Origin of the sequence: Paenibacillus cremeus, from assembly GCF_007786445.1 — a bacterium.
In the GTDB taxonomy this organism is placed as follows: domain Bacteria; phylum Bacillota; class Bacilli; order Paenibacillales; family NBRC-103111; genus Paenibacillus_G; species Paenibacillus_G cremeus.
This window is the reverse complement of record NZ_VNJI01000013.1, coordinates 72612-98883: the sequence shown is the minus strand read 5'-3', so window position 1 is coordinate 98883 and position 26272 is coordinate 72612. Positions and strand designations below refer to the sequence as shown.

General features: G+C 52.5%; 24 protein-coding genes and 1 other annotated feature (1 of these 25 running past the window's edge). Of the genes, 23 read left to right on the top strand and 1 reads right to left on the bottom strand.

The window, feature by feature from the left end:
- Positions 1-10 precede the first annotated feature (10 nt).
- The 10 genes from FPZ49_RS12700 (at position 11) to murA (ending at position 14566) form a co-directional block, all read left to right on the top strand.
- Positions 11-2338 (top strand): penicillin-binding transpeptidase domain-containing protein, encoded by a 2328-nt coding sequence (locus tag FPZ49_RS12700; protein ID WP_144847184.1) that lies wholly within the window; start codon positions 11-13, stop codon positions 2336-2338.
- A 109-nt stretch (positions 2339-2447) separates the two neighbouring features.
- Positions 2448-4409, top strand: coding sequence for a stage V sporulation protein D (locus FPZ49_RS12695; RefSeq protein WP_144847182.1), 1962 nt, complete (start codon positions 2448-2450; stop codon positions 4407-4409).
- A 168-nt stretch (positions 4410-4577) separates the two neighbouring features.
- Complete coding sequence (locus tag FPZ49_RS12690) at positions 4578-6065, top strand: UDP-N-acetylmuramoyl-L-alanyl-D-glutamate--2,6-diaminopimelate ligase (RefSeq protein WP_144847180.1); 1488 nt, start codon at positions 4578-4580, stop codon at positions 6063-6065.
- Between the two features lies 1 nt (position 6066).
- Entirely contained in the window at positions 6067-7482 is a 1416-nt protein-coding gene (locus FPZ49_RS12685) for a UDP-N-acetylmuramoyl-tripeptide--D-alanyl-D-alanine ligase (protein WP_144847178.1), read from the top strand.
- The gene (gene mraY / locus FPZ49_RS12680) at positions 7472-8434 is read left to right on the top strand and encodes a phospho-N-acetylmuramoyl-pentapeptide-transferase (RefSeq protein WP_144847176.1); all 963 of its coding nucleotides are present in this window, start codon (positions 7472-7474) and stop codon (positions 8432-8434) included. The genes FPZ49_RS12685 and mraY overlap by 11 nt, the downstream gene beginning before the upstream one ends.
- Before the next feature lie 2 nt (positions 8435-8436).
- The gene (murD, locus tag FPZ49_RS12675; RefSeq protein ID WP_144847174.1) at positions 8437-9855 is read left to right on the top strand and encodes a UDP-N-acetylmuramoyl-L-alanine--D-glutamate ligase; all 1419 of its coding nucleotides are present in this window, start codon (positions 8437-8439) and stop codon (positions 9853-9855) included.
- A 100-nt stretch (positions 9856-9955) separates the two neighbouring features.
- On the top strand, positions 9956-11053 hold the full coding sequence (gene spoVE / locus FPZ49_RS12670; protein WP_144847172.1) for a stage V sporulation protein E: 1098 nt from the start codon (positions 9956-9958) through the stop codon (positions 11051-11053).
- An 8-nt stretch (positions 11054-11061) separates the two neighbouring features.
- The gene (locus FPZ49_RS12665; RefSeq protein ID WP_144847170.1) at positions 11062-12135 is read left to right on the top strand and encodes an undecaprenyldiphospho-muramoylpentapeptide beta-N-acetylglucosaminyltransferase; all 1074 of its coding nucleotides are present in this window, start codon (positions 11062-11064) and stop codon (positions 12133-12135) included.
- Positions 12136-12376: 241 nt separating this feature from the next.
- The gene (gene murB, locus FPZ49_RS12660) at positions 12377-13282 is read left to right on the top strand and encodes a UDP-N-acetylmuramate dehydrogenase (RefSeq protein WP_144847168.1); all 906 of its coding nucleotides are present in this window, start codon (positions 12377-12379) and stop codon (positions 13280-13282) included.
- 15 nt (positions 13283-13297) lie between these two features.
- Positions 13298-14566 (top strand): UDP-N-acetylglucosamine 1-carboxyvinyltransferase, encoded by a 1269-nt coding sequence (gene murA / locus FPZ49_RS12655; RefSeq protein WP_144847166.1) that lies wholly within the window; start codon positions 13298-13300, stop codon positions 14564-14566.
- Positions 14567-14754: 188 nt separating this feature from the next.
- On the opposite strand, the gene FPZ49_RS35710 is transcribed toward murA, so the two are convergent.
- Entirely contained in the window at positions 14755-14925 is a 171-nt protein-coding gene (locus FPZ49_RS35710) for a hypothetical protein (RefSeq protein ID WP_186445799.1), read from the bottom strand.
- A 26-nt stretch (positions 14926-14951) separates the two neighbouring features.
- Between FPZ49_RS35710 and FPZ49_RS12650 the strand changes: the two genes are divergently transcribed.
- The 13 genes from FPZ49_RS12650 (at position 14952) to FPZ49_RS12590 (ending at position 26002) form a co-directional block, all read left to right on the top strand.
- Positions 14952-15857 carry a cell division protein FtsQ/DivIB gene (locus tag FPZ49_RS12650; RefSeq protein ID WP_144847164.1) on the top strand — a complete coding sequence of 302 codons (906 nt, stop codon included), beginning with the start codon at positions 14952-14954 and terminating at the stop codon, positions 15855-15857.
- Between the two features lie 213 nt (positions 15858-16070).
- Positions 16071-17324, top strand: a complete 1254-nt coding sequence (gene ftsA, locus FPZ49_RS12645; protein ID WP_144847162.1) for a cell division protein FtsA — start codon at positions 16071-16073, stop codon at positions 17322-17324.
- A 51-nt stretch (positions 17325-17375) separates the two neighbouring features.
- Complete coding sequence (gene ftsZ / locus FPZ49_RS12640; RefSeq protein WP_144847160.1) at positions 17376-18512, top strand: cell division protein FtsZ; 1137 nt, start codon at positions 17376-17378, stop codon at positions 18510-18512.
- Between the two features lie 396 nt (positions 18513-18908).
- Positions 18909-19808, top strand: a complete 900-nt coding sequence (gene spoIIGA / locus FPZ49_RS12635) for a sigma-E processing peptidase SpoIIGA (protein ID WP_144847158.1) — start codon at positions 18909-18911, stop codon at positions 19806-19808.
- 99 nt (positions 19809-19907) lie between these two features.
- Positions 19908-20630 carry an RNA polymerase sporulation sigma factor SigE gene (gene sigE, locus FPZ49_RS12630; protein WP_144847156.1) on the top strand — a complete coding sequence of 241 codons (723 nt, stop codon included), beginning with the start codon at positions 19908-19910 and terminating at the stop codon, positions 20628-20630.
- Positions 20631-20801: 171 nt separating this feature from the next.
- Positions 20802-21584 (top strand): RNA polymerase sporulation sigma factor SigG, encoded by a 783-nt coding sequence (sigG, locus tag FPZ49_RS12625; RefSeq protein WP_144847154.1) that lies wholly within the window; start codon positions 20802-20804, stop codon positions 21582-21584.
- Between the two features lie 144 nt (positions 21585-21728).
- A complete protein-coding gene (locus FPZ49_RS12620) occupies positions 21729-22031 on the top strand; it encodes a YlmC/YmxH family sporulation protein (protein ID WP_186445798.1) in 303 nt (100 codons plus the stop codon).
- Positions 22032-22194: 163 nt separating this feature from the next.
- Positions 22195-22998, top strand: a complete 804-nt coding sequence (pgeF, locus tag FPZ49_RS12615; RefSeq protein ID WP_144847318.1) for a peptidoglycan editing factor PgeF — start codon at positions 22195-22197, stop codon at positions 22996-22998.
- A gap of 57 nt (positions 22999-23055) precedes the next feature.
- Complete coding sequence (locus tag FPZ49_RS12610; RefSeq protein WP_144847150.1) at positions 23056-23745, top strand: YggS family pyridoxal phosphate-dependent enzyme; 690 nt, start codon at positions 23056-23058, stop codon at positions 23743-23745.
- 105 nt (positions 23746-23850) lie between these two features.
- On the top strand, positions 23851-24297 hold the full coding sequence (locus FPZ49_RS12605; protein ID WP_144847148.1) for a cell division protein SepF: 447 nt from the start codon (positions 23851-23853) through the stop codon (positions 24295-24297).
- A gap of 21 nt (positions 24298-24318) precedes the next feature.
- Positions 24319-24603, top strand: a complete 285-nt coding sequence (locus tag FPZ49_RS12600) for a YggT family protein (RefSeq protein WP_261381375.1) — start codon at positions 24319-24321, stop codon at positions 24601-24603.
- Positions 24604-24623: 20 nt separating this feature from the next.
- Positions 24624-25403, top strand: coding sequence for a YlmH family RNA-binding protein (locus FPZ49_RS12595; protein WP_144847146.1), 780 nt, complete (start codon positions 24624-24626; stop codon positions 25401-25403).
- A gap of 119 nt (positions 25404-25522) precedes the next feature.
- Positions 25523-26002: a DivIVA domain-containing protein gene (locus FPZ49_RS12590; protein WP_144847144.1), complete on the top strand. Its 480-nt coding sequence runs from the start codon at positions 25523-25525 to the stop codon at positions 26000-26002.
- 112 nt (positions 26003-26114) lie between these two features.
- Positions 26115-26272: a binding site (T-box leader), on the top strand; it runs 76 nt beyond the window's last position.

The following is a 26272-nucleotide window of genomic DNA, read 5'->3' as shown; positions in this document are numbered from 1 at the left end:
GCGAGATGAGATGACAAAAAAAGTTAAATTACGGTCGTTACTTGTCGGAGGGCTATTCACCCTCCTTTTTGTTTTCCTGGTTACGCGACTCTATTGGGTACAGGTGGTCCAAGGAGCGGAACTGCTCTCGATGGCTAAGGAGCGCTGGGCGGCGGATGATGAGCTGCGAGCGGTCCGAGGAGCGATTTTGGACCGGAATGACAAGGTGCTGGCGGAGGATGCCCCGGCATTCACATTGGCACTGAATCCGAAGACCATTCACGATAAGCACATTGAGAACGATGTGGTCAGAGGACTGGCCGCGATCCTGGCACCGCCTCAAAACAGTGGCGCGGCAGCAGGTCTGGAGGATAAAATCCGGGAGCGGATCAACAAGAAGAAAGACAACGGCGATTATTATACGCAAATTGAACTTGGCAATGAAGGGTGGAAAATTGACGCAGATGTAGCTGACCAGATCAACAAGCTGGTCGAAGATTTGCAGAAGCGTATCGATGGGAAGAACAAAAGTGTCGGGATTTTGCTGCTGCCCGAGAGCAAGCGGTTTTATCCTGGCGGCAAGCTGGCATCGCATATCCTCGGCTACACCAGTAAAGAAGGAAAGCCGATCATGGGGATCGAGGCTCAGCTCGACAATTTTTTGAAAGGGACGCCGGGCTTCTTAAAGACCGAAACGGACCGCTACGGCGTGGAGCTGCCCAATTCAACGGCCAACTTCCAGAAAGCGATCAACGGAGACAACGTTCGCTTGACGATCGATAAGAACATCCAGTTTTATATCGAGAACGCGCTGGACAAGGTGAATGAGAAGTGGCATCCGAAAAGCTTGACGGCCATCGCAGTGGATCCGAAAACGATGGAAATTTTAGGGATCGCCAACACGCCTTCGTTCAACCCGAACCGATATTGGGATACGAAGCAAATGAGCGATTTTCAAAATCACGCTGTCGCATCGCAGTACGAGCCGGGGTCAACCTTTAAGCTGGTTACGTTGGCCGCTACGGTGGAGGAGGGGCTGTTTAACCCGACGGAAACGTACCAATCTGGCTCCATTCAAGTGCCGGGGCGCAAGCTCCATGACCATAACGTAACCGGTTGGGGGAAAATCACTTATCTGGAAGGCTTGAAGCGCTCCAGTAACGTGGCATTCGTGAAGCTGGGCTACGAGAAGCTGGGCGAAACCAAGCTGCGCCAATACATAGACAAATTCGGCTTTGGCGCCAAAACGAACGTCGATATTCCCGGCGAGGTACCCGGGCTCGTGAACATGAAGTATCCTGCGGAGTTTGCAACGGCAACCTACGGACAAGGCTTAACGGCAACGGCAATCCAGCAGACGGCGGCCTACGGGGCGATCGCCAACGGCGGTAAATTAATGTGGCCTCATATTATCAAAGAAATTTATAACCCCGAAACCGGCGAAGTCATTCAAAAAAATGAGCCTCAAGTTGTCCGTCAGGTCGTTTCAGAGAAAACGGCCAAGCAAGTTAGCGACTATTTGGAAGGTGTCGTGTCGGACAAGGATATTGGTACCGGCCGTAAAGCTTATATCGAAGGCTACCGCATTGCAGGTAAAACAGGAACCGCCAACCTCGTTGATCCGGGGGAAAAAGGCTATGCTGAAGGCAAGTGGGTTATTTCGTTCATCGGGTATGCGCCGATTGAAGACCCTCGGATTCTTGTGACGATTATTGCCGATCAACCGGATCTCGGCGGCGACTATCACTTGGGCGGCGACGTGGCAGCTCCCGCGTTTAAGGAGATCGTATCCCAAACGCTGCGCTATATGGGCATCGCGCCATCGACCGTGCAGCAACAGCAGCAGATTCAAGCAACGGAGCGGGATACACGGACGACGACGCCGGACTTAACGGGCATGCCGCTGGATCAAGTGAAATCTACGATGAACAAATTCGGTGTCACTGTGGAAGCTCTTGGCAAAGGCGCGAAAGTCCTCGCCCAATCTCCGGTCCCTGGTACTGAAATCGGCAGCTCGCAGCGAATTTATGTATTGATGCAGGAAGGCGGCAGTGATATCTCGGTGCCCGATCTAAGCGGCAAGTCGCTGCGCGATGCGCTGGAGGTGTGCTCCTTCATCAAGCTGCACTGCAGCTCTACGGGAGAAGGCTATGTTACTTCGCAGACACTCGATGGTACCGGCGATAGCCGAGTGCTGACACTGCAGCTGAAACCACTTAACCAAATCCAGGATACAACGGATAACGATAAGCAGGATAAATCGGATAAATCGGATAAAACCGATAAACCGGACAAAAAAGTGAAAGCCGAAAGCGTGTCAGTAAAGCCGCAGAACGGTACGACGGCGAAAAAGCCCTAGCTCCTCTGCAGGACCGACTTTGAAAGCGGAAAAGAGCTTGTTCTAACCCCTGGTTGTCCCGAATAGGGATGATATGAACGATTCTCTGTTCAGGGAGGGATTAGCGAGCATGAGGGCATCGAACGTTACGGTACGCCGACGATTATTCGCCGCACTGGTCGTAGGAACGCTACTTTTCTTGGCGCTGGTAGTGCGGCTCGCGTACGTGCAGTTGTGGATCGGTCCGGAAATATCGGACAAAGCAGAGGACTCTTGGCGCAGGGAAATTCCGGTCACGGCCAAGCGGGGGGAAGTTCTCGACCGCAATGGCGTGCAGCTCGCCTACAACATCAGTACACCGACGGTGATTGCGATCCCGGCGCAGATCGAAGACGCGCAAGGAACCGCTGCAAAATTAGCTGCTGCTCTGCAGATGAGCCAGGACGAGGTTTATAAGCTGATTACGAAGCGGGCAAAAGACGTGTTTATTAAACCGGCGGGCCGCAAGATGACGCAGGAAAAAGCAGAGGAAATTCGCAAGCTGGAGCTTCCGGGCATACGAGTGACGGAAGATAATAAACGGTATTATCCATTCGGCGGGCTGGCTGCCCATGTGCTTGGCTTTACAGGGATTGATAATCAAGGGTTGACGGGCATAGAATTGAAATACGATAAAAACCTGCGTGGTATCGAAGGCAATATTTCGTATTTGGCTGCGGCCAATGGAGACAAGATGCCTGGCTCGACGGATGCCTACAAGCCTCCGCTGGATGGTATGAATCTGCAGCTGACGATCGACAGTCACATCCAATCGATCATGGAGCGAGAGCTGGATCAGGCCATGGTGAAGTACCAGCCGAAGCACGTCATTGCGATTGCGATGGATCCGAACAACGGCGAAATATTGGCAATGGGCTCGCGTCCGGGGTATGAGCCGGGCAATTACAGGAATTATCCGGTAGAGAATTATAACCGGAACTTGCCGATCTGGATGACCTACGAGCCCGGTTCCACGTTCAAAATCATTACACTCGCCGCAGCGCTGGAAGAGAAGAAGGTTAACCTCAACGAAGGCTTCTACGATGACGGCTCGATTGAAGTCGCTGGCGCACGGCTCCGCTGCTGGAAACGGGGCGGACATGGAAGTGAGACGTTCCTCGGTGTCGTAGAGAACTCTTGCAACCCGGGCTTTGTCGTGATGGGTCAACGTCTTGGCAAAGACACATTATTCAATTATATTTATAACTTCGGCTTCGGCAAAAAGACCGGCATCGATCTCGGCGGGGAAGAGAACGGAATCATGTTCAAGCCGTCCCGAGTAGGTCCGGTCGAGCTGGCAACGACGTCGTTCGGTCAAGGGGTTTCGGTCACGCCGATTCAGCAGATTACAGCGGTTTCCGCTGCGATTAACGGCGGCAAGCTGTTCAAGCCGCATGTGGGCAGAGCGTGGTATAAACCGGACACCGGGGAGCTGGTCGAGACGATCAAGCCGGAGCTGGTACGCCAAGTGATCTCGGAGGCGACCTCCAAGCAAGTACGAGAAACCCTCGAGAGCGTCGTCGCCAACGGGACCGGTCGCAACGCATTTATCGACGGCTACCGCGTCGGAGGCAAGACGGGGACCGCGCAGAAGGTTATCAACGGCCGCTATTCCGCTGACGAGCACATCGTTTCTTTCATCGGCTTTGCTCCGGCAGACGATCCGAAGGTGGTCATTTACGCTGCCGTCGACGATCCGCAGGGCATTCAATTCGGGGGGCTGATCGCTGCGCCGCTCGTTAAGAACATCATGGAGGATACGCTTCGTTACATGAAGGTGCCGCCCCGCAAGGATCAGATGGAGCGGACGAAGTACTTGTACGGTGAACCGAAGGTTGTAGAAGTGCCTAACCTGATCGGGATGAGCATTACCGATATTTATGAGGATTTAAACATGAACTTCCAGCTGGCCAAGTCGGGAGCAGGCAAAAACGTTATTAATCAAGTGCCGAAGCCAGGGGCAAGGGTAGAGACAGGCTCGACCATCCGCATCTACTTGTCTGACGCTGCGCCGCCTCCGGAGACCGACGGAGCAAAGCCGCAAAGCAATTAATCGGTTGTTCGGTCGGGTGCCCAGGCTGTTTTTGGCAACCTTGACATAGACGCTCTTTAGAGCCTGATGGTACCCCGATGGTTCACTGACTTTTTGCAAAAAAGGCTTTTCATTGCGCACTTTTTTGTCCATAATAGATACCACGTGCAAAATGGAGGGGGACCTTGTATGCAATTAAAGGAACTGGCGGCGCTCTTGACCGTAAGTCGACTTTCGGGAGATGGCGATACGGAATGTACCGGAATCCAATTCGATTCCCGCAAAGTAAAGCCTGGAGATTTATTTTTCTGCTTTTCCGGGCTCCATTTTGACGGCCATGATTTCGCTGCCGAAGTCATAGAGAAGGGCGCTGTCGCTTTGGTAACGGAGCGTGATCTGCAGGCCGGGGTCCCCGCTTTGATCGTGAAAGACGCCAGATATGCCATGGCGGTGATCGCCTCACACTTTTACGGCTATCCAAGCCGGGAGCTGAAGGTCATCGGCGTTACCGGCACGAATGGGAAAACGACGACGACCTATTTGCTGGAGCAAATGTTTAGAGATCAAGGCCTTCGGACCGGTCTCATGGGCAATATTCACGTGAAGATCGGAGAGACGTTCATACCGAACCAAGCGACGAATACGCAGGAAGCGCTTGAACTGCAGCGCATTTTACGCGAGATGGTGAACGTTCAAACCGATTACTGTGTGATGGAGGTCACCTCGCAAGGGATCGATCGGGGACGGGTGAAGGGCTGCAGCTTCCGGACCGGAATATTTACGAATTTGACCCAAGATCATTTGGATTATCATAAAACGATGGAGCAGTACCAGGCGGCTAAGGGACTTCTGTTCTCCAGGATGGGCAACGAGTTTTCAGCGGATCCGGATCGCAGGCATTTCGCTGTGTTGAATGCGGATGACCCGGCGTCAGAGCAATTTGCAAAACAAACGACGGCCGAAGTGATCACGTATGGCATTGAGAGTCCGACAGCAGATGTGCGCGCGGTAAATATTGAAATGACTGCCGGAGGCACGCGGTTCGATTGCGTCACCTTCAAGGGAGCGGTACCGATGCAGCTTCGTCTCGTAGGGCGGTTCAACGTGTACAACGCGCTGGGCGCCATTGCGGCCATTCTGGTTGAAGGCATTGAACTGGGGCGGATTGCCGAGAGCTTAAGCCGGATTCAATCGGTTGAAGGGCGCATGGAAATCGTCGACGAAGGACAGCCGTTTCTTGTGCTAGTCGATTATGCCCATACCCCGGATGGCCTTGAGAATGCGTTATCCACGATTCGTCAGTTCGCGGAAGGAAAAGTGTACTGCGTCTTCGGCTGCGGCGGAGACCGCGACCGCGCCAAGCGCCCGATTATGGGAAGGCTGGCGGCGCAATACAGCGACTATGTCCTCGTGACGTCCGATAATCCGCGGACAGAGGATGCGCTGAGCATTTTGCAGGATATCGAGCCTGGCATTACTGAAGCGGGCTGGACGAACGAACGGTATGAGATGATCGTGGACCGCCGGCAGGCGATTCAAAAAGCCATTGATTTGGCAACCCCAAAGGATGTAGTATTGATTGCGGGGAAAGGGCATGAAGCCTATCAAGAAATCGGAGGCGTGAAGCACGATTTCGACGATCGGCTGGTGGCTAAGGAAGCGATAAGGGGACGATGACGTGATCAAACGGACGCTGGCAGAGATCGCCGTAATGGCGGGAGGCAGATTAGCGGAAGGAACGCCCGCGGATCTAATGATTAGCGGCGTGTCGAAGGATACACGGACGATCGGAGCAGGCAATCTCTATGTGCCGCTCATTGGGGAATCGTTCGACGGGCATGACTTTGTGAGCGATGCCATAGAGAAGGGGGCGACAGCCGCCTTATGGCAGATCGACCACGCGGATGCTCCGGTAGGTGTGCCGCTTGTCATCGTGGATGACACGCTTGGCGCATTGCAGCGGCTGGCCAAAGCCTATCGCCGGGAGCTTGCAGTACGGATTGTCGGCGTGACCGGCAGCAATGGGAAAACAACGACCAAAGACATGACGGCGGCGGTTTTGTCGACCGGATTTCAGGTGCATAAGACGGCGGGCAATTATAACAATCATATCGGTCTTCCGCTGACGCTGCTTGCCTTGTCGGAGGATACCGAGGTTGCTGTGCTCGAAATGGGTATGAGCGGCCGATGGGAGATTGATTTGCTATCCCGGCTCGCCGAGCCGGAAGTGGCTATTATTACGAATATTGGCGAAGCGCATCTGCTTCAGCTCGGCTCACGCAAGGAAATCGCCCGGGCGAAGACGGAGATTTTGGCCGGTCTGCGGAATGGCGGCGTGCTGGTCTATAACGGCGATGAGCCGTTGATCGAAGAAGTGCTGCCCGAGATGGCCGAGAGCGGACGGATGCAGAACGGTTCGTATAGCAAAATTCGGTTTGGCACCGCAGCGGATAACGACCTTTATCTTAAACATATGAGGCTGGATGCAAAGGGCACGCGGTTTACCGTCCATTCGGAGCCGGAGGCTGCCTTTACGATTCCGGTCCTAGGAGCACACAATGCGGTGAATGCGCTGGCGGCCATAGCTGTCGGCAGGCATTTCGGGCTCAGCGATGAGCAGATTGCTGCGGGGCTGGAGAGCGCGGTGATGACGGGCATGCGGATCGAGGTCATGCAGACGCCTAGCGGCATCACTTTGCTTAATGATGCCTATAATGCGAGTCCGACTTCGATGCGGGCGGCCATTGAGCTGCTGCACGAAATGAAGGGCTATCATAAGAAATTCGCGGTTCTCGGCGATATGCTGGAGCTTGGGGATCAGGAGGCGGAGTTCCACCGCGAGGTCGGAACCTGGCTGGATCCGCAGGAGATTCAAGCCGTCTTTTTATTTGGCCCGCTCTCCCAGCATACAGCGGCAGGTGTGCAGGAGCACTTTGACGGGGAGCGAGTGAAGCACTACACAGATAAAGCAGAGCTGGCAGAGGCGCTGTCCCAAGTCGCTGCTGCGCAGGATCTGGTCTTAATTAAAGGCTCGCGTGGAATGAAAATGGAGCAAGTCGCAGCCTTCTTAGGGGGATTTACCGGTGGATTTTAATATCGTCATGATCACGCTCGGAGTGGCCTTTTTACTTGCGGTCATTATGGGGCCGTTATTCATACCATTGCTGCGCAGGCTGAAGTTCGGACAACAGATCCGGACCGACGGTCCGCAAGGGCATCTGAAGAAGGCTGGCACGCCAACTATGGGCGGGATCATTATATTGCTGGCGCTAACGCTGGCTGTGCTTCGTTTTGGAGAGAAGAACCTGGAGACGGTGACGCTGCTGGTTGCAACGCTAGGGTATGGCCTGGTCGGATTTTTGGATGATTATATCAAAATCTTATTCAAACGCTCTCTCGGTCTTACCGCGAAGCAGAAGCTGATCGGCCAACTTACCGTTTCGGTTATCGTGTGCGTGATGCTCTCAATGTTAGGGCACAGCACGGATATTCGAATCCCGTATGTCGATATCTCTTTCAACCTCAGCTGGCTGTATTTCCCATTCGTCTGCTTCCTGATGCTCGGCACCTCCAATGCCGTCAACTTCACCGATGGACTTGACGGGCTGCTTGCAGGTACGAGCGCCATTGCTTTTGGTGCATATGCGGTTATCGCGCTGAATAACTCGCAGCCGAATGTGGCGATATTCTCGGCGGCTATGGTAGGCGCTGTGCTCGGATTTTTGGTCTTTAACGCGCATCCGGCCAAAGTGTTCATGGGAGACTCCGGTTCGCTGGGCATCGGCGGAGGTCTGGCGGTGGTCGCCATTTTGACCAAGGCGGAGATTTTGCTTGCGCTGATCGGCGGTGTGTTCGTCGTAGAAGTGCTCTCGGTTATCATTCAAGTAGTATCGTTTAAAACCCGCGGAAAACGCGTATTCAAAATGAGCCCGATTCACCATCACTTTGAGCTGGTAGGCTGGTCGGAATGGCGCGTGGTCATTTCGTTCTGGGCGGCGGCGTTGATTTTGGCGGGCATTGGACTATATCTGGGCGAGGTGTTATAGGCATGGAGCATCTAGACAATTATCGGGGCCGGCAGGTCGTCATCCTAGGCCTCGCCCGAAGCGGCGTCGCTGTGGCAAAGCTGTTTCACGAGGCCGGTGCGTTAGTGACCGTCAATGATAAAAAGGAACGCCATCTATGCCCTGAGGCTGATGAACTTTCGGCCCTGGGTATTTCTGTTGTTTGCGGCAGTCATCCGTCCGGGCTCGTTCATGAGGGCGTAGCGCTGGTCGTGAAAAATCCGGGTATTCCTTACACGATTGATCCGATTCAAAAGGCAGAGCAGCTCGGAATCGAAGTGATCACTGAAGTGGAGGTTGCTTACCACATTTGCAAGGCGCCGCTCATTTGCATTACTGGCTCTAACGGGAAAACAACCACAACGACGTGGACCGGACTGATGCTGGAAGCCGCCGGACTGAAGCCGATCGTGGCAGGAAACATTGGCCGGGCGCTGACAGAAGCGGCACTGGAAGCGGAAGCGGACAATCACTTGGTAGTGGAGCTGAGCAGCTTTCAGCTGAAAGGAACGAATGCGTTCCGTCCGCAGATTGCTTGTTTAACCAATGTATATGAGACGCACCTGGACTACCATCAGACGATGGAAGACTATGTCAATTCGAAGCTTAAGCTGTTCGCCAATCAGACGGAGGAGGATACCGCCGTGCTGAATTGGGATAATCCCGTATGCCGCAGAGTGATGAGTGAGGTTCGTTCCCAAGTGCTTCCTTTTTCCACAACAACGGAGCTGGAGTACGGCTTGTTCGTACAGCCTCCGCTGGGCGCGAAGGATGACGGAGTCGAACGGACGCTGGTATACCGTGATCGGCAGGGCGAGGTGCATACCGTTGTGAAGTCCGATGAGCTGGGCATCCCAGGCAGCTTCAACATCGAGAATGCGTTAGCGGCCAGCGCTTTGGCTATTACCGTCGGCGTACCGATCGAGACGATTGCCGAAGTCCTGAAATCATTCCGCGGCGTGGAGCACCGTCTGGAGTATGTCGGAAGCAAAGACGATGTCGCGTTCTACAATAACTCCAAGGCGACCAATCCTACGGCTACGATCAAAACGATCGAGGCGATGAAGCAAAATATTATCCTGATCGCAGGGGGCCTAGACCGGGGCTCGGATTATATGGAGCTGCTGCCGGTATTCCAGCGTCAGGTTCACGGCTTGGTCACACTGGGCGAAACGAAAGAAAAGATCGAGCATGTGGCTCGCTTGGCAGGTCTGAGTCAAGTGAAAACGGTCGATACTGCTACTAATGTGCAGGACACGGTGACCGCTGCGGTTCGGGCGGCCTTCGAGATGGCGAAGCCGGGCGATGTTGTGCTGCTTTCTCCCGCGTGCGCCAGCTGGGACATGTTTCCTTCCTACGAGGAAAGGGGAAGAATGTTTAAGCAGTCCGTGCATAACCTTTAAAAGGGGGGTATACAAGCTGTAGTTGGTGTGCGGTTTACGCCGCATGCAATCTATCTGCTGTTGCCTGCCCTAGTAACCAAAGGTTAGAGGTGTGGGCGGTATGGTCAAAGCGCGTTCGACTCCGGATTTGTTATTGTTAGGCTCTACTTTGATGCTGCTCGTGATCGGCATCGTGATGGTGTACAGCGCGAGCGCCGTGCTCGCGTTTCGCGAATTCGGCGACAGCTTCTACTACTTGAAGCGCCAAGCGTTGTTTGCCGTGCTAGGCGTGGTAGCTATGATTTTTACGATGAACACCGATTACATGGTCTGGAAAAAGTATGCCAAAATCGCGATGATCGTTTGCTTTATTTTGCTCATCGGTGTGCTCATCCCAGGAGTGGGCGTAGTGCGCGGCGGTGCACGCAGCTGGCTGGGCATCGGCGCGTTCGGGATTCAGCCGTCCGAGTTTATGAAGATGGGAATGATCATCTTTTTGTCCAAGTGGCTATCGGAGCAGCAAAGCACGATTACGCAATTTACCAGAGGACTGCTTCCTCCGCTGGGATTGGTCGGACTAGCCTTCGGTCTGATCATGCTGCAGCCGGACCTGGGCACCGGCGTGGTGCTGGTTGGCGCATCGCTGCTGATCATATATACGGCTGGCGCTAGACTCTTGCATTTGTCTTACCTGGGCTTTGTCGGCATCGCCGGCTTTGTGGGCCTCATTATTGCGGCTCCCTATCGCTTGAAGCGAATTACCGCGTTTCTCGATCCATGGCAGGATCCGCTCGGCGCAGGCTATCAGGCCATTCAGTCGCTTTATGCGATCGGACCTGGCGGGCTAGTCGGACTTGGCCTCGGAATGAGTAGGCAAAAATACAGCTACCTGCCCGAGCCCCAAACGGACTTTATATTTTCCATTATAGCCGAAGAGCTCGGCTTTATCGGCGGCTCGTTCGTCTTGATATTATTTACAATGCTGCTTTGGCGCGGAATGCGCACGGCGATTACAGCGCCAGATACGTTCGGCAGCCTGCTTGCAACAGGTATCGTCGGGATGATTGCCGTTCAGGTCATCATTAACATCGGCGTCGTCATCGGCATGTTCCCGGTCACCGGCATCACCCTTCCTTTGATCAGTGCGGGAGGGTCCTCTCTTACGCTCATGCTGACCTCCATCGGCGTACTGCTTAATATTTCCCGATATTCGAGGTGACCTTATCAATGAAAAAAATCGTCTTCACCGGAGGCGGGACAGCGGGCCATGTGACTCCGAATTTGGCGATCATGGCCAAGCTCCGCTCGCAGGGCTGGGAGATGGAATATATCGGCTCGAAGGATGGAATTGAGAAGGAGATTATCGACCACGAGGGCATTCCTTTTCATCATATTTCGTCCGGAAAGCTTAGAAGATATTTCGATTTGAAAAATTTTAAAGATCCATTCAAGGTGCTCCAAGGCGTAGTCGATGCGTATCGGCTGCTCGGCACCATCAAGCCCCACATCGTCTTTTCGAAGGGGGGCTTTGTTGCTGTCCCGGTCATTTTGGCCAGTAAGCTGCGCGGGATTCCGGTCATTTCCCATGAGTCCGACCTGACGCCGGGGCTAGCGAACAAAATTTCCATGCCGTTCGTCTCCAAAATTTGCGTCACCTTCCCGGAAACGCTGAAGCTGGTTCACAGCCCGAAGGCGGAATGCACAGGGCTGCCCATCCGCGAGCAAATTACGCAGGGCAAACGGTCCCGCGGACTGCAGCTGTGCGATTTTCATTCGCAGAAGCCTGTTCTTTTCATTATGGGCGGAAGTCTGGGCGCTCAGCGGATCAATGCAGCGATTCGTCAATCGCTGGATGCACTATTGCAGCGATTCCAGCTGATCCATATTTGCGGAAAAGGACACGTCGACCCGTCGCTGACCTCGGTTCGTGGGTATCAGCAGTTCGAGTATGTGAAGGATGAGTTGGCGGATTTGCTGGCTTGCTCCGATGTGGTGGTGTCCCGGGCTGGCTCCACCTCGATCTTTGAATTTTTGGCGCTGCGCAAGCCGATGCTGCTTATTCCGCTTTCGAGGCAGGCCAGCCGCGGAGATCAAATCTTGAACGCGGAATCGTTTGAACGGATGGGGTACGCGAAGGTCCTCTACGAAGAAGATTTAACCCCGGACACGCTGTTAAAGCAGCTTTCCGAGCTGCAAGACAGCGTTTCTGCCGTACAAGAGCGCATGGCTATGAATCCGTTCGGCAACGGGACGGATACGATTGTAAGCCTAATTGAGAAGCACCGTCGTACCGGCATTTGACGAAAAATGCGATGGGCGATTGTCACACTCTATCCGATTGCACATAAACTACACTATAACCGTGACAGACACCTGGCGAAGCAGCAGATACGAGCGAAAGACATGGAGAACCCGCTTGTGAAAAGCTCAATCCGCCTTGCTCATAACGGAGATGGACCAACCATGTTTCCGCTATAGCATTGCGATTCGGGATTTCAATTGAAGTCCGCGCGCCTTGCCGTTCTGTGAAGGAGGATTTCCCATGCAACAGGTCATTTCAGAACTTAGGAGCGGCTCCTACGGTGACGTTCGATTGAACGAACCGCTTGCTCCCCATACCACATGGAAAATCGGCGGCCCCGCCGACGTCTTGCTTATTCCACAAACGAAGCAGCAGCTGGTTGATGCGGTGAAATTGTTCTATACCCATCAAACGCCATGGTTCGTTCTTGGAAGAGGCTCCAATCTGCTGGTGTCCGACAAAGGCATTCGCGGAGTCGTCGTCAAGCTGGGTGATGCGCTCGAGACCATTCGGATCGATGGGGAGCAGGTGACGGCCGGAGGGGCTTGTTCGTTCATTGTCCTGTGCCTTACCGTAGCGCGGGAAGGGTTGACCGGATTGGAATTCGCAGGTGGAATTCCGGGAACCGTGGGAGGCGCCGTCTACATGAACGCGGGGGCGCACGGGTCTGATGTGTCACGCATTTTACTGCGAGCTGAGGTGCTGCTGCCGACAGGAGAGTTGGTTACGCTGCAGAAGGATGATCTGGCTTATGCTTATCGGCATTCGTTGCTGCATTTGCAGCCGGGCATCGTAACGGAAGCGGTCTTCCAGTTAAAGTATGGAGACCGGAAGGAGATCGGGGCATCGCTTGCGGCGTTTAAAGACCGGCGTCTGCGGACGCAGCCGCTGCAGCTGGCCTGCGCCGGCAGTGTGTTCCGTAATCCGGAGGGCAATTTTGCCGCCAAGCTGATCGAAGAGGCCGGGTTAAAGGGTCTACGGGTCGGAGGCGCCGAGGTATCCCCGCTGCACGCCAACTTTATTGTCAACACCGGGCAGGCTACAGCTCACGACGTGCTCACCTTAATCGAACAAGTAAAGGATACCGTACTGAACGTTTACGGTGTGCGTCTTGTGCCTGAAGTATTGGCGGTGGGGGAGCGGTAAATCGGAGGTGGGACTTTGGAAAAGTTGGTAATCGAAGGTGGGAAACCTCTTACGGGAGCCATCAAGATTCACGGTGCAAAAAATGCGGCACTGCCCATCATGGCAGCCAGCATTATGGCGGAAGGTACGATTACGATTGAAAATGTGCCGGAGCTTTCCGACATTGGGGTCATGCTCGACATCTTGCGTTCGCTCGGATGTAAAGCAGAGCACCAAGGCGAGAAAGTAACGGTCAACACGATTGACGTGCATCAGTTTCACATTCCGGAGCATTTGATGAGCCAGATGCGCTCTTCGATTTTTTTGATGGGGCCGCTTCTTGCTAGGGTCGGTAGAGTAGAGCTGTATCAGCCCGGCGGGTGTGCGATCGGAGAGCGGAAGATCGACCTGCATCTTCGCGGTTTGACCGCACTGGGCGCGGAAATCGAGGAGAGCGGCAACAAAATTGTATGTACGGCCAAAGAGCTGCAAGGCACCGAAATCGTACTGGACTATCCAAGCGTGGGCGCGACCGAGAATATTATGATGGCGGCCGTGATGGCCAAAGGCTTGACGACGATCACAGGTGCGGCCCGCGAGCCGGAAATTCAGGATCTGCAAAACTTCCTGAACGCGATGGGGGCCAAAATTATAGGAGCCGGCACAGATACCATAACGATCGAGGGCGTTTCGCAGCTTACCCCTTGTACTTATCGAATTATTCCAGACCGCATCGTGGCAGGAACGCTAATGATCGCTGCAGCGGTTACCCGAGGCAACATTACTTTGAACCGGGTGTGCCCGGCTCATTTGACCTCCGCCATCCATGTTTTAAAACGGGCGGGTGTTCAAATTACAATCGACGGTGATATAATGAACGTATGCGCGCTAACCCGGCCTAAGTCGGTGGAGCGGATCGTCACCTCACCGTATCCGTCATTTCCGACGGATTTGCAATCGCAGATCATGGTGCTCTTAAGCTTGGCAGATGGAGTCAGCATTGTGAAAGAAACCGTATTTGAAGGCAGATTTAAGCATGTGGATGAACTTTCGCGCATGGGTGCAGATATTCGAGTCGATTTGAACTCGGCCTTTATCAGAGGGGTACCGAGACTGTATGGAGCCACAGTAGAGGCTACCGACTTACGTGCCGGAGCTGCCCTGGTTATCGCGGGGCTTGCCGCTCAAGGAACGACGATCATAGAGCAGATTCATCACATTGATCGTGGATATGACCGCATCGAGCAGATGCTCGGCCGATTGGGCGCCAGCATTCACCGCACGACCCCGGTAGCCACAGAGTAAGCATTTATTAATCCTTATGCACGCTGCCGCTGAATTATCCCTTTTCCTTCCATTGAGGTTGAAGAGGGATATTCGGCGGTTTACATAGGTTTAAGACAAGATCGCTCTTTACATCCTTTAAATCCCAACCCGAGTAGACTACTCGGGTGCTTTATTTTTATTATCCCGCTTTTGAATGTAACGTTTTTTTATCCGCCAGGAAGGTGGAGGGCAATGTGTCTGCTGTAGAGTTTAAGTGCCGCCTTTGAAATGGGATTATCACCGCTCAGGTCTAGTAATAATAATCCCATTTCAACAGCGGCCGAAAGCAGATACAGTTGCCCCGGAACCACACCCAAGCGGTTAACGAAACCCCACATTCAAAGCGCCCCCTCAGGAGGCAACCATGCCAGAAGACCGCTTACCCATCATCAAAAATCCAAGCCCGAGAGGCCGAGGCCGCAGCAGCAAGAAGCTGCTCACCTTTCTGTTCATTTTTTTCGTGACCCTGCTGGCGGTGCTGTTCTTTCAATCCTCGCTCAGTAAAATTACGGTAATCGAGATTCAGGGAGAGGAACTGGTGTCGGAGGCTGAGATTGGACAAGCCGCTGCGGTCAAGCCGGGGGATCATTTCTTTTCGGTGTCCTCTAGCAGCATTGAGGAGCAAGTCAAAGCGCTCAAAATGATAGAGTCGGTAACGGTATCCAAGCACTTCCCCGGCCGGATTTTGATCGAGATTAAAGAATATCCCAAAGTCGCGTATCAAATTGGTGACGGTGGACAGATTGAGGCGCTCCTGGCTGATGCCAGCGTAGTTCCTATTACTGTGCAAGGCGTGGCGCTGGATAAACCGATTTTAACCGGCTGGGCGAAGGACGATCCGCTCAAGACCAAGCTGTGTCTCGCCATGGCTTCGCTGTCGCCAGCGTATTTTTCCGATATTTCCGAAATCAAGCCGGCGTCTAGCGATTCGTATCCGGATAAGATCAAGATGTATACGCGATCCCAATTCGAGGTTCAGACCACGATCGGGTATTTACCGCAAAAAATGAAGAATCTCGAGTCCTACATTGCCAGCCTGCACGAAAACAAAATTAATAGCGGCATTATTAAAATGCTAGAAGCGGACTCCCATATGCCATTCGAAGCGGAGAGCGCTCCTTCTAAAGACAATGGAAACGGGAAACCAGCTGGCCCGCAGACCAAAGACCCAGGCAAGCCGGCATCGGGCGCAGCCTCGAACAGCGCACCCGCAAGTGGAGCAACTGGAAAAGATGCAAAGCCGCCAAGCAAAGACACACCTCGAAACTAAAGGATTTTCATAGGCTCAATAGGCCAAAATACTCTACTCAATAGTCCAAAAGAATGATAGAATTACAATTATGGTATAAACTTGTGTAAATTATGAAATTGTTTTGAAAAAGTTTGCGCAAAAAAGAGGGAATTCGTGAGCCATGTGGAATAAATACAGGAGGTTTGCTGACCAAGGCTCATTTATTACATTAGTCACAGGAGGTGCCACGGGTTGAGCAGCAATGACATCATTGTTAGTTTGGACATCGGTACATCCAAAGTTCGTGCTATTATTGGGGAAGTCGTAAACGGCGCCATTAATATAATTGGAGTTGGATCTGCCGACTCCCAAGGAATACGCAAGGGAGCTATTGTTGATATCGATCAAACGGTGCAGTCGATCCGAAGCGCCATCGACCATGCGGAGCGCATGGTTGGAATTCAAATTTCCGAAGTATACGTGGGCATTTCAGGCAACCATATTTCTTTGCAATCGAGCCATGGCGTAGTAGCCGTCTCGAACGAAGACCGGGAAATCGGAAACGACGATATCGAACGCGTGATTCAAGCGGCCAAAGTGATTCCTTTAGCACCTGAACGGGAGATTATCGGTGTGGTCCCCAACCAGTACGTAGTGGATGGAACGGATCAAATTCATGACCCAAGAAGCATGATCGGGGTACGTCTCGAAGTAGAAGCAACGATTGTAACAGGAACGAAGACAGCCATACATAATTTACTGCGTGTGGTGGAAAAATCAGGGCTGAAAGTGACAGGATTAATTCTGATGTCGCTTGCCGCAGGGCATTTGGCCTTGTCCAAGGATGAGAAAGCCGTTGGAACAGTGCTAGTAGACATCGGAGCGGGTGCTACTACGATCGCCGTCTATAACGAAGGCAATCTGGTAGCGACATCGACATTGCCGATCGGCGGCGAATATATCACCAATGACATTGCATACGGATTAAGAACGCAAGCGGATATTGCTGAGAAAATTAAGCTGAAATTCGGCTGCGCCGTCGTCGAGCACGCAGCAGCGGATCAAGTGTTTAAAGTAAACCGAATCGGCAGCAATGTGGACAAGGAGTTTTCCCAAGTCGACTTGGCTAACATTGTAGAGCCTCGCGTACAGGAAATTTTCCACCTGATTCTGCTTGAAGTGCAGCGCTTAGGATTTACCGAGCTTCCTGGCGGTTATGTGCTGACGGGCGGAACGGTATCGATGCCGGGGATGCTGGCCGTTGCACAACATGAATTAGGTACCTCCGTACGAATCGCGGTGCCGGACTTCATCGGAGTACGCGATCCATCGTTCACAAGCGGTGTAGGAATCATCCAGTATGCATCCAAATATTTGCGCAATGCCAAACAAAGCGCGGTTAAGAAAATGGTGACCAGCACGGCAAAAAAAGCGTCGTCCTCTCCGGAAGAAGCAAAGCCCTCGGCTATGGAACGGTTTAAAAATTGGCTAAGTGAATTTATTTAAGACATAGTAAGGCTACGAAATAGATAGCCGAATGAAGGGGAAGACGCTGAAATGTTTGAACTTGACATGGACTTGGACCATCTGGCGAAAATTAAGGTCATCGGCGTAGGAGGCGGCGGCAGCAACGCAGTCAACCGAATGATAGATAACGGCGTTAAAGGCGTTGAATTCATTACGGTGAACACTGACGCTCAGGCGCTTCACTATGCGAAATCGGAGCAGAAGTTGCAAATTGGCGATAAACTGACTCGAGGATTAGGCGCGGGTGCGAATCCGGAGGTCGGCAAGAAAGCGGCTGAAGAAACCCGCGAGCAGATCATTAACACGCTCAAAGGTGCGGATATGGTATTCGTTACAGCGGGGATGGGCGGAGGTACTGGAACGGGTGCTGCTCCGGTCATCGCTGAAATCGCCAAAGAGTGCGGAGCATTAACGGTGGGCGTAGTGACTCGTCCCTTTACCTTTGAAGGTCGGAAGCGTCAATTGCAAGCAGAGCAAGGGATCGCTGCGCTGAAAGAGAAAGTGGATACATTGATCGTGATTCCGAACGATCGATTGCTTGAAATTATCGACAAGAAGACGCCGATGCTGGAAGCATTCCGTGAAGCGGATAACGTACTCCGTCAAGGGGTTCAAGGTATTTCCAACCTGATTGCCATTCCAGGTCTGATCAACCTGGACTTTGCGGACGTGAAGACGATTATGACCGAGCGCGGCTCCGCGCTGATGGGTATCGGTGTCGCTACGGGAGAAAACCGTGCGGCCGAAGCCGCGAAGAAAGCTATTTCGTCCCCATTGCTGGAAACGTCCATCGACGGCGCTCGCGGCGTGCTGCTCAACATTACTGGCGGAACAAGCCTCTCCTTGTATGAGGTCAATGAAGCGGCCGATATCGTGGCATCCGCTGCGGATATGGAAGTGAATATGATTTTCGGTGCGGTGATCGACGAGAACCTCAAAGATGAGATCGTCGTAACGGTCATTGCCACCGGCTTTGAATATAAGTCGGTCACCCCAGGCCTTCGCAAGCCTACAGGAACCGGTACAGCAGCACCACAAGCGCAGCAGCAGGAAACAGCAGACTCGCGTCTGAATAACTTGCGTCCGTTTGGGAACCAACCATCGAGCGACCAGCTCGACATCCCAACCTTCCTGCGCAACCGCAACCGCAACGGATTTGATAAGTAAGTATTTAAAGTATAAAAATGAGCCGTCTCCAGCACCCCCTGGAGACGGCTTTTTTGTCTTTCCTACCCCAACTCAGAGGCAGTTGGAGAAAGTAGATCATGGATCCCTTGGAGAGTGGAGAGCAGTGTATGTGCCGCAGAGTTTACGTGCCGCCTTTGAAAACGGGTTATGACCACAAGCTAAATTCAAGATAACCCGTTTTCAACAGCGGCCGAAGGCACATACAGCTGTCTCGCAGCGAACGGAAGGATCTAGAACTCTTTTTCCAACTGCCCCCTCTCGACAAAAATAGTCTCTCCCAATCGGCACAATTAGACAGACTTCGGAATAAGTTTCCAGTATACTTGTCTCTATCGAGTGAAGTAGAGTGCTCCGAAAGGCAGGTGGGCAAGGGGAATGGTCGTATACATCGATATCATTTTCCTGTTCAATCTGCTGGTAGACGGGGCGCTGCTGTGGACGACGGCGTGGTCGCGAAGAATCAAAGTGCGATTCTGGCGGCTGGCTGCGGCAGCTGGGATCGGCGCAAGCTATGCCGTGCTATTGTTTTTTCCTCCGTTAACCTTTCTGTACACGATGGCTATTAAGTTTCTCCTCTCCCTGATCATGCTGCTGGTAGCCTTTGGCTTTAGCGGAATGCAGCATTTTATACGCAATTTGGGCGCGTTCTACGTGATCAACTTCATTGCAGCCGGCGGCGTGCTTGCGGTAACGTACTTTTGGCAATCCTCCAGTGAGCTAGTCAGCGGCATCTTAATGAGCCGGGATGTGAAAGTAACCGCACCGCTGCTCGTGCTCTCCATCCCCTTTTCCATATGGGTGTACCGGCAAGTCGTGGAGGGACTGAAGCGGAAGCAGGAAATCAGCGCATTCATGGCACAAGTCGTGGTGCATATCGATGAATTTGCTTCCAGCTGTACCGGGCTTATTGATACGGGCAATCAGCTCTATGATCCGCTGACCAAGACACCGGTGATGGTGATGGAGGCAGGACAGTGGGTCGAGCAAATCCCGGAGGCCTGGATGCAAAAAATACGCCGCTCGGAAGTGGATCAACTAGTGTCGGCCATTGGTACGGAGCCTTTTATATGGCAGGATCGGCTTCGGCTGGTTCCCTATCGGGGGGTGAACCGAAACACGCAGTTTATGCTGGCGATCAAACCGGACCGCGTCGTCATTACGACGGAAGGCAAACAGGTTGAAGCGAGCAAGGTGCTGATTGGACTCGACGGCGGGCGACTAAGCTCGGACAATGCGTATCAAGCGATAATTCATCCTTCTTTGCTGCAGCTGTAATCGATAGTTTGGCATTCGAAGTCGCTGCCCACCCAACATAACTCAGCCTAATGCTGACGATGCCGCTTTCTGCGGAAAGCCTTTAGGAGGTAACCTACTATGCTGATCAAATGGAAGCTGATGCTGCAAATTAACTATTTCCGTCTGCTGCTGCTGCTCGGGCTCAAAGGCGAAGAAATCTATTATATCGGAGGCAGTGAAGCGCTGCCGCCCCCGCTCACCCGCGAAGAGGAAGAGTATTTGCTGGAAAAGCTTCCATCGGGGGACGCGGCGATCCGCGGGATGCTCATTGAGCGCAACCTCCGGCTAGTGGTTTATATTGCTCGAAAGTTTGAGAACACCGGAATCAATATCGAGGATTTGGTATCCATCGGTGCCATCGGACTGATTAAAGCGGTCAATACGTTCGACCCCGAGAAAAAAATTAAACTGGCCACTTACGCCTCCCGCTGTATTGAGAACGAAATCTTGATGTATCTGCGCCGTAACAGCAAAATCCGCACGGAGGTTTCGTTTGACGAGCCGCTGAATATTGACTGGGACGGCAACGAGCTGCTGCTATCCGATGTTCTTGGGACGGAGAACGATACGATTTACCGCAATATCGAAGAGCAGGTGGACCGCAAGCTGCTGCACAAGGCGCTCGATAAGCTGTCGGAGCGGGAGCGGATTATTATGGAGCTGCGCTTTGGCTTGCAGGACGGGGAAGAGAAGACGCAAAAGGATGTAGCGGATATGCTGGGCATTTCGCAATCCTATATTTCCAGGCTGGAGAAGCGCATCATTAAGCGGCTGCGTAAAGAATTTAACAAAATGGTGTAAACTGGAAAAAAACTTTTTTTGTGTCGAATGAAAGCGAAAACGGGCTTATCCTGACTGGATTTGACCTGTTTTTTCATTGTAGAGGGGCAGTTAGGGGCTAGGAGGCAGCGCATAAAAAAACATTCCGAGGAGATAATTAACAGTAATGTTTCTCCTTGGGAGGTAATCACGGTGACCCGAAATAAAGTCGAAATATGCGGCGTCGATACGGCAAAGCTACCCGTTTTGACCAATGCGGAAATGCGTGAACTATTCGTGGGCTTGCAAACGAAGAATGAGCGATCTGCAAGAGAGAAATTAGTCAACGGCAACCTCAGGCTCGTTCTGAGCGTCATCCAGCGCTTTAACAACCGGGGCGAGTTTGTCGACGACCTGTTCCAAGTAGGATGTATCGGACTGATGAAGGCCATTGATAATTTTGATTTGAGCCAAAATGTAAAGTTTTCCACGTATGCCGTACCGATGATCATTGGCGAAATTCGCCGCTACTTGAGGGACAACAACCCGATTCGCGTGTCGCGTTCCCTTCGGGATATTGCCTATAAGGCGCTCCAGGTACGTGATCAGCTGACGAATCAAAACTCCCGTGAGCCGACGATCTACGAAATTTCCGAAGCGCTCAATGTGCCGAAGGAGGATGTGGTGTTTGCGCTGGATGCGATTCAGGATCCGGTGTCGCTGTTCGAGCCGATTTATCATGACGGGGGCGATCCGATCTATGTGATGGATCAAATCAGTGACGATCGCAACAAGGATGTTTCTTGGATTGAAGGCATTGCCCTACGGGAAGCGATGAGAAAGCTCAACGACCGCGAGAAAATGATTTTGTCCATGCGGTTTTTTGATGGCAAGACGCAAATGGAGGTAGCCGACGAGATCGGTATTTCCCAAGCGCAAGTATCCAGACTGGAAAAATCGGCGATATCTCAAATGCAAAAGCACGTAAAAAATTGACAAGCCGACCTGACCTGCAGGTGTGTCCGCAGGAAAGGTCTTTTTTTATGCGGTGCATGGACATTTTGCCAGGCTGCCACATATAGTATACAAAAGGGCGGATGCGGATCGCCTAAATCCATGAGAATACGTGGTGGTTGCATCGTGAAAATATCGGATTTCCAAACCAAAGACGTAATAAACATCGTGGACGGAAAAAAGCTGGGGCAAGTGAGCGATCTAGAGCTGGATTTGCAGAACGGGCGAATCGAAGCGATTGTGGTGCCGAATTCGGCGAGGTTTTTTGGTCTGTTCGGCGGGACGATGGATGTGGTGATCCCTTGGAAAAATATCGTGAAAATCGGCATGGATGTCGTATTGGTTAAATTGGACGATCTTCGCAGCTACCGTCCTCAGGAAGAGTCGGACACATCTTATAATGAATATCATCGATCCTACCGCAATTAAATAAAGTGGGGCAGAAAGAGCACGAGGCATCCGTGTAACGGATGCTCTTTTTTTTGGTATGGTGTATACTGGAAAGAAACTAGTTGGAGGGAATTCAGTGAGAGAACCTTTCGTGGAACATACATCGCCTAATGATACGGTTGTGCTGCAGCTTCAAGGATGGATGGCATCCTACCCTGAGTTGTCTGCTGGATTTACTTCAAGGATTGGCGGAGTTAGCAAGGAAGCCTACGGGAGCCTGAACTGCGGTCTGCACGTAGGGGACGATCCGGAGGATGTCGTCCAGAATCGAATCCGCTTGGCGGAGGCGCTGAGCATCTCGTTTGATGCGTGTACCTATGCGGAGCAGGTGCATGGCAAAGAAATTCAAGTCGTTGGTCCAGCACAACGCGGGGCGGGCAAGAATTCGCGGGAGACGGCGCTGCAAGCGAAGGATGGATTTGTGACCCAAGAGCGAGGCTTGTTTTTGTTCGCGCAGTTTGCCGATTGCGTCCCGCTCTTTTTTTATGATCCGGTTCATCATGCGGTCGGACTCGCTCATGCGGGCTGGAAGGGGACGGCTCTCCAGATCGCCAAGGCGACGCTGGAAACGATGAGCGCAGCGTTCGGGACGAAGCCTCGCGACGTGCTCGCCGCCATCGGCCCGTCGATCGGAGGGTGCTGCTATGAAGTGGATGATACGGTCATTTCCCGGATCGACAATGTGATTCAGGACCTTCATAAGGGAGGGGGCGCTCCCCATGGAGAGCAGCCGATTTACAAGACCAAGGACAACGGGAAGTACAATTTGAACTTGCAAGAACTGAATCGACAAATTATGATGAAAGCAGGAATTTTGCCGATTCATATCGAAGTAAGTAGTTTATGCACAAGCTGTCGCACGGATCTGTTTTTTTCCCATCGCAAAGAGGGCGGGAAGACAGGGCGGATGGCAGCATGGATTGGATTGCGGGCTCCATCGATTTGACGGTGATATCCGATTCGCATCAGATACGAAATCATAAGGTGAGGTGACCCGTCGAAGGTGACTACCACGCTGCAGGAACGAATACAACTGGTGGAATCGAAGGTGTCTGAGGCATGCCAACGTGCAGGCCGGGACCGGCGTGAAGTGGAAATAATCGCTGTGACCAAGTATGTTTCCTTGGAAACGACGGGGCAGGCATTGCGGCAAGGCTTGTCGCATATTGGAGAAAATCGCTGGCAGGATGTGCAGTCCAAGTGGGAGGCATTCGGTGCCGAGGGGACCTGGCATTTTATAGGTCATTTGCAAACGAATAAAGTCAAAGACGTCCTAGGGAAATTTGCATACATACATTCGTTGGACAGGCTGTCGCTGGCGAAGGAGATCGAGAAGAAGGCCGCTCAGCTTGGCGTTACGGTTCAGTGCTTTATTCAAGTGAACGTATCTGGAGAAGACACTAAGTATGGATTGGCACCGGAAGCGCTTCTGGAGTTCGCGGGTGCGATTCGTGAGATGCCCCATATCCGAATTGTCGGTCTGATGACGATGGCGCCTTATGAGGCGGAGCCGGAGTCGACGCGTCCGGTGTTCAGAGGACTTCGAGAACTGCGGGATCAGCTGAATGAGGCCAACATTTTGGATTACCCGGTCTCGCATCTATCGATGGGGATGTCCAATGATTTCGAGGTCGCTATTGAGGAAGGCGCTACATGGGTGCGCCTGGGTTCCATTTTGGTGGGCAAGGAATAGGAGTGTAATCAGTTATTGCTTACGAAGCAGGCTTTCCTACGGAAAGCCCAGCTTATGCTTGCGAAGTCAGTTTTACCTACGGCAAAACTCTTAGGAGGAGAGGTCATGAAAGTAATGAATAAATTCATGAATTTTCTTGGTTTGCAGGAAGAGGAGGAAGCACCTGAACGCGAACGTGAACGGGAACGCGAGCGGGTGGTAGAAACGAATGAAGATCATGAAACCCTGGCCCACGATTTACGTAAGAATACGAATAAGGGGAACATTGTGAGCATCCATTCGCAGAAAAATGTTCGTGTGGTGCTTCATGAGCCGCGATCGTATGAGGAAACGCAGGAAATTGCCGACCATCTTCGCTCGCGCCGCCCTGTTGTGGTCAATCTTCATCGCGTTCGTCCGGACCAAGCCACACGCATCGTCGATTTTCTCAGCGGCACCGTGTATGCGCTGAATGGCTCGATTTCGAAGATCGGCCCAAATATCTTTTTATGTACTCCGGATACCGTTGAAATTCACGGCTCCATCTCGGAAATAATGAATCATGAAGGGTAATTCACATTAAAGAAGAACGAGGTGAACAGCGGATTGTACTCTATTGACGGTTACATTCGCACGCTGCTTGATATTTACCAGTACGTAATCATCGCTTACGTTCTGCTGTCATGGCTGCCTAGTGCAAGAGAAAGCTTCATCGGTGAAATTTTGGGCAAGCTGAGCGAGCCATATTTGGGCGTGTTTCGCCGTTTTATTCCGCCGATTGCCGGGATGATTGACATTTCCCCGATCGTTGCGCTGATCGCGCTTCGTTTTGTGGGTGAAGGCATCATTGCCGTGGTCAACTTTATCATTCCGGGCTAGAATGCAGGTGAACTCACAACATGAATGAACTACTTTATACGCACTTTCATCCAGATGAGCACCGTTTCGTCGATAAGGCGTCAGAATGGGTCGAACGGGCGGAGCAGCATGCAGTCAAGCTGACGGATTTCTTAGATCCGCGGCAAGCGTTCATCTTAACGACACTGGTGAATCGAAGCCAGGATGTACAGGTGCGCTTTGACGGCGGCCATCCGGACGCCGAACGGAGAAGGGCGCTGGTGGCGCCGGACTATCGCGTGCTGGACGCAGAGGACACGGGAATTCGGCTGATCGAAGTGACGTCACTCGACGATAAGCTGAAGGAATTGGACCATGGCGATTACATGGGTGCGATTCTGGGCCTTGGTATCAAGCGTGACAAAATCGGCGATATTTATCCAAGCGAGAACGGCTGTCACTTCCTTGTTGCGGCCGAGGTGGCCGACTATATGCGGCTCAATCTGAGCCAAGTGCATCGAGTTCATGTACAAACGGAGCTGCTCCCGCTCGAGAAGCTGCATGCGACGGGCACGAAGCTGGAGGAGATGAGCCTTTCGGTCGCCTCGCTTCGGCTCGATGGCATTGTCAGCGATGTGTATCGTCTGAGCCGCGCCAAGGTGCTGATTCCGATCAAGGCCGGACGCTGCAAGGTGAATTGGAAGCAGGAGGAAGACCCGAGCAAAGCCTTGAAGCAGGACGATGTCATTTCACTTCAGGGCTTCGGGCGATTTAAGGTGCTTGAGATCGAAGGCTTGACAAAAAAAGGAAGGTTTCGACTGAAAATCGGCAAATATGCATAGTTGCCGATTTTTTTTGTTCGCGTGTGCAGGAATATGAAACGGATTGTCGAATATAGCACTTTATGGATAGCAAGCTGAACAGGGGAACTGGTTCGCCCAAAATTGCAGGAGGTGCAGCAATGCCTTTAACACCGCTCGATATACATAACAAAGAATTCGGTCGATCGTTCCGCGGCTATGACGAAGATGAAGTAAATGAATTTTTGGATCAGGTCATAAAGGATTATGAAGCGCTGATCCGTGAAAATAAAGAACTGCAAAATCAGCTCCAAACGATCCAAGAGCGGTTGGATCATTTCTCCAACATCGAAGAGACCCTCAGCAAAACCATCATTGTCGCTCAAGAAGCGGCGGATGAAGTGAAGTCGAATTCGAAGAAGGAAGCGCAGCTCATCTTGAAGGAAGCGGAGAAGAATGCGGACCGGATTATTAACGAGTCGCTGTCCAAGTCCCGCAAGATTGCGCTGGAGATCGAGGAGCTGAAGAAGCAGGCCTCCATCTACCGCACGCGTTTCCGGACGTTGATCGAAGCCCAGCTGGAGCTTCTTAGCCAAGAAGACTGGAGCACGCTGGAGCGGACGGAGATCGAGCAAGCTTAAGCCATACTTACATGCTCAAGGCCTCTCGGAGCGGAGAGGTCTTGGTTCTGCGCGGAGCGGGAAGTTGACGTAACGCTTTTTTTTCGCTATACTCCAGTATAAGTTAACCAGCAGGAAAGCGTTGATTGGGACGAGTACGTTGCGCATGACGAAGTCAGCGAACCGGGGATTTGGTGGGAGCCCGGCCTTCGGCGGCAATGGAAGATCACCCAGGAGCGTCTCTTGAACCTTCACGGCAGTAAAGAGGATCGGGTGATCCCGTTATCGATC